Raw genomic sequence first — 4,430 nt, 5'->3', positions numbered from 1 at the left:
CGGGCGCGGGTACTTCTGGCGCGGCTGCCGCGGGTGCCGGTGCTGCCGCTCCTGCCGCCGGCGCGCCCTCGGCCGCGGCCTCGCGCCGGTCGCCGCGTTCTCGCTACATCCCCGCGCTCGACGGCATCCGCACCTTCGCCGTCCTCATCGTCGTCCTGTACCATCTGGGCTTCACCTGGGCGCAGGGCGGCTTCCAGGGCGTCACGATCTTCTTCGTGCTCTCGGGCTACCTCATCACGCGGCTGCTGCGCATCGAGTTCGCGCGCACGGGCACCATCGACCTCAAGAGCTTCTGGACGCGCCGCATCCGACGGCTCGTCCCGGCGACCATCACGCTCGTCGTGGTCGTCGCGGTTTTGTGCACGTTCTTCAACCACGTGATGCTCACGAAGATGCGGCCGGATATCCTGCCGTCGCTCCTGTTCTTCAACAACTGGTGGCAAATCTTCAACAATGTGTCCTACTTCGGCGCGCTCGGCGACCCGTCGCCGCTCACGCATTTCTGGTCGCTCTCCATCGAGGAGCAGTTCTACGTGGTGTGGCCGCTGCTGCTCTTCGCGCTGCTGCACTTCGGCGCGCGTCGGCGACCCATCCGCATCGTGGTCATCGTCCTCGCTGTCGCCTCCGCGCTCGAGATGGCGCTGCTCTACAACCCCGCGGTGGATCCGAGCCGCGTGTACTACGGCACCGATACGCGCGCGTTCGCCATGCTCATCGGCGCGTGGCTCGCGTTCGTGCCCACGCGCGCCATGAACCCGTTCCTGGATCATCGGCACCATGGGCACCACGGGGGTCGGAGGCAGCAGGCACACGGGGCCGATGCCCATGCGGCCGAGTCCCGGCCGGGCCTGCTGCGGCGGCATGCGCTCGACATCGCGGGCGCGGCCGCGCTCGCGGGGCTCGTCCTGCTCGTCGTGTACACGAACGGCTACACCGCGTTCACCTACCGCGGCGGCACCGTGCTGGCGTCGGTGCTCTCCGTCGTGCTCGTGGCCGCGTGCGTGCAGCCCGACGGCATCTTGGCGCGCGTGTTCGCGCTCAAGCCGCTCGTCTGGCTCGGGCAGCGCTCCTATAGCATCTACCTGTGGCATTTTCCGCTGTTCGCCCTCATGAACCCCGTGGGGGACGTGACCGCGCGCCCGTGGTGGGTGTACCTCATCGAATGCGGCATCGTGCTCGTGGCGGCCGAGCTCTCGTACCGCTTCATCGAGACGCCGTTCCGGAAGGGGGCGTTCGGGATGTTCCTTGCGCAGGCGAGGTCGCGCGGGTTCAGCTTGGGTGCGTACGTGCGGGCACGCCTCGTGCCCGTGGCGTGCGCGACCGCGCTCGTGATGGTGGCGATCGGCGGCCTCCTGTTCGTGCCGAACACCTCCGCGCTCAGCGCCGAGGGCGCGGCGCTCATCGAGGGCTCGCCGGACGCCTCGGCGAACGGCGGCGCGGGCGGCGCTGCCACGGACGGTGCGGGCGCGGGAGATGCTTCCGCGAACGGCGCCGGCGGCGCGAATGGCGCCGGCGGCGATGCAGCCAGCGCCGGCGGCGATGCCTCGAAGCCCGCGACGGACGAGAACGGGTTCCCGGTGGGCGCCTACGACGTGCTCATGATCGGCGACTCCGTGTCGCTGCGTGCAGTCGACCCCTTCAATGCGACGTTCCCGCACGGGCACATCGACGCCATGAAGAACCGCCAGTTCTCCGCGGCCGAGGATCTGTTCACGAGCTATGAGCAGCAGGGGCTCGCGGGGCGCGTGGTGGTGTTCGCGCTCGGCACGAACGGCAACGTCACGGACGATGCCGTCGACAGCCTCATGAAGCTCGTGGGCGACAAGCGCATCGCGGTGTTCGTGACCACGCGGAGCCCACAGGGGTGGGTCGCCTCGACGAACGACGCGCTCAAGCGCGCGGCGGATCGGTACGACAACGTGCGGATCGTCGACTGGTACGGTTATAGCGAGGGGCGCAACGACCTCTTCGACGGCGATGGCACGCACCTCTCGAGCCAGGGCGCGGACGAGTACGTCGCGCTCATCGACGACGCGATCAAGCCGTACCTGCCGTACCACTTCGAGGGCAAGACGCGCGATGACGCCATCGCGAACGTGAACACCATGGCCGAGCGCGTCGCTCGCGCCGTGCTCGCCCCGTTCGTGGTGGACGAGGCGGGATCCACGGGACGCTGAATCTTCAGGCAAGGAATGTCGTTTTATCGGGGCATCTCACTGTCCCAAGCGCCAATTCTTGCCTGAGGTTTTCTAAATCGGGGCTTTCAGGGATACGTATGTTTATTGACGAGCGCGGCGCGCACGCTCCGGCGTTGTTTAACGCCCTGGTCGTCAAATTTAAGCACTCAAATCTCTCTTATAATCTCCACATTTAGAAAAGCGTAGCGAATAAGCTGCAGCGATATATCCCGTGCAAGGTTTAGCGGGATTTCTGTCAGATTCGCCTGATAGCGTTTCCCCACACGCGACATTCGTTCGCGCGACGCGTAGGGGGGGCGAAGATGCGCAAGGCGGTATCGAAGCGAATCGATGAAGCGCTCGGGTGCGCTGAAGGCGAGGGCCTGCTCTTCGCGCCCAAGACACAGCGGGATATGCGTGCATGCCGAGAGCGGGTAGAGAAGGGGCTGCTTTGTGAGCCGTTTCCACGCCTTTTTGTACGAAAGGAATATTGGGACGGACTCAAAAGACAGGTACAGCCCTATCAAATCCTCCGAACGCTTTCCCGTCGATATCCAAACTGGGTGTTCTCATCGTACTCCGCTGCTTGTATCTGGGGTCTTGCGGTATCGCTTGAGTTGCTCTGCGACGTGCACCGGGCGGTTCCCGTCGGGTCGCATGCGGGAAGGTGCGGCCATGTCGTTAAGCATCCCGTGGGGATCGATGGTGCGCGTGTCGTGATGGGTACACGCGTCACCTCGCTTGAACAAACCATCGTCGACTGTTTGCTCGCGGCTCCATTTGACGAGGGGCTGGCTATTGCCGATAGCGCTTTGCGCGTGGGGAAGATGACGCGCGCTGCTTTGGCCGCCGTGCTTGAACGCCTTGGTCGTGGCAGGCATGGTATAGAAGGCGCTCGCCGTATCGCTGCATATGCTGATAACCGTGCTGAGAGCGGCGGTGAATCTATCGCACGGGCGGCCATCATCAGGGCGGGGTTTGCGGTTCCCGATCTTCAGACCATACTTCCAAATGTGCTCGATGCATCTCGGACGTTTCGGGTGGATGGTTCCTGGAAATTGTCCGATGGCCGCCTCATCGTTTTTGAATTCGATGGCGCTGAAAAGTACGAGCGATTTACAGGTGTGTCGGCGAGAACGCCATTACACGGCGCAGTGCGCAAGATGATGCGCGAGCGGCAGCGAGAGGCGCTTCTTACCGCGGTGTGCGATGCGGTTATTCGCTTCGATTATGCACTTGTGAAGAGACCCGGTGAGCTTGCGCGGCTGCTCAACAGTTACGGTATACCTCGAGTGCAGTGTGACCGACATACTGGATAGTTCAGGCAAAAATTGGCGCTTCATCTACATGCCTTACTGTGTCGAACGCCATTTTCTGCTTGAAGTTTCGTGCGACAAGTGTCCCGATTGCGTATCCTCTGACGCGTATTTCCAAAGTCCGTATTTAGTTGCAGGATTTGCCGTCTCGTGCGGCAAGGACTTGTTGTGGAAAAGCTTTCCGCGCCCTCATACGATTGATATATCGAGTCGGGATACCTTGCAGAGCATGCAGCGCAGAAGCCGGGCGAAGGGAGGACAGGGTGCAATTGGCCGCACGCGACAAAAGCCTCATCACGTTCGTGCGCGACCATGCTGGCATCTCGTCTGACGATCTCTCCCGCTATCTCGGCGTGAGCAAGCGCACTGTTCGTAGTCGCATCCATCATGCAAATGCTGCGCTCGCGGGCGTGGCAAGCATCGAGTACCGCGATGCGGGATATGAGCTCTTGGTACTCGACGATGAGAAGCTTGATCGTGCACTTGAGGAGGATGGCTCTGCAGACAAGCTACCTTCCACTCCAGAAGAGCGCGTGAACTATTTGCTTGATGATTTGCTCCAGCGGGGGGATTGGATTTCCATCGATCGTCTTGCGGAGATCCTGTATGTCTCACGGGCGTGCATTTCGCGAGACCTGAAGCATGTCGAGCGCGTCCTTGCTGAATACAACCTTGTTATTGAACGAAAGCCGCATCGTGGCATCAGAGTGCTGGGTTCAGAGATCGATCGACGACTTTGCCTTGCTTCAATGGCGCGCGAGGACGGTGGTAAAGCCATCTATCATATGTTCGACCGCGATGTGCTTGAACGTATTGCGCGTTGTTTGGAAGGCGAGCTCAGCTGTACGGATCTGTGTGTTAGCGAGTCGGCAAAACGGAATCTACTCATTCACATCGCTATCGCTCTTTTACGCATTGGTGAATCTCGCTATATCCC

3 protein-coding genes are annotated in these 4,430 nt (G+C 61.9%); all 3 read left to right on the top strand.

Translation table 11 applies throughout. From position 1 onward, the window contains the following. The coding region (locus tag BN423_RS08875; protein WP_019239900.1) for an acyltransferase family protein at positions 1 to 2,177 on the top strand (2,177 nt) is incomplete at its 5' end. A gap of 323 nt (positions 2,178 to 2,500) precedes the next feature. Next, positions 2,501 to 3,496, top strand: a complete 996-nt coding sequence (locus tag BN423_RS11610; RefSeq protein ID WP_143758298.1) for a hypothetical protein — start codon at positions 2,501 to 2,503, stop codon at positions 3,494 to 3,496. Positions 3,497 to 3,756: 260 nt separating this feature from the next. Beyond that, positions 3,757 to 4,430, top strand: a 674-nt coding sequence (locus BN423_RS11605) for a BglG family transcription antiterminator (protein WP_019239899.1), incomplete at its 3' end; no start/stop codon positions are given.

Origin of the sequence: Enorma timonensis (assembly GCF_000321165.1) — a bacterium.
In the GTDB taxonomy this organism is placed as follows: Bacteria; Actinomycetota; Coriobacteriia; order Coriobacteriales; family Coriobacteriaceae; genus Enorma.
Note: the sequence above shows the minus strand (reverse complement) of the source record. Positions and strands in the feature narration are given on the sequence as shown.